Genomic DNA, 288 nt, shown 5'->3' on the forward strand with positions numbered 1-288 from the left:
TTCAGCGCCGGTGAGATAAACGGCAACTGCCGGAAAATCCGCCTCATCAAAAACAGCGGGGCGACCATCAAAAAACGTCGCCCCGGTGTCATGCTTCTCCAGTGCATCCAGTACGGCTGCACGGAGTTCAGTATGTTTCATCGCTTTATTACCATCCTCAGTTGATGCTGCAGCGCATAGCCCAGCTCTTTCGGAAGACGTTCACGCCGTATCCGCTCAATATTTTGTTTAAACGCCGTGGTCAGCGGCACCGCCATCGGGATTTTCACCACATCAATGGGGTAACGG

General features: G+C 53.1%; 2 protein-coding genes. Both read right to left on the bottom strand.

The window, feature by feature from the left end; genetic code table 11:
- Positions 1-141 (bottom strand): phage minor tail U family protein (gene gpU / locus JYB62_RS19645; RefSeq protein WP_214284983.1); only part of this gene is annotated, 141 nt, incomplete at its 3' end.
- Complete coding sequence (locus tag JYB62_RS19650) at positions 138-278, bottom strand: phage tail protein (protein WP_449500894.1); 141 nt, start codon at positions 276-278, stop codon at positions 138-140. The genes JYB62_RS19650 and gpU, both read right to left, overlap by 4 nt.
- Positions 279-288: the final 10 nt, after the last annotated feature.

The organism is Algoriphagus lutimaris (assembly GCF_017051705.1).
Classification (GTDB): domain Bacteria; phylum Bacteroidota; class Bacteroidia; order Cytophagales; family Cyclobacteriaceae; genus Algoriphagus; species Algoriphagus lutimaris.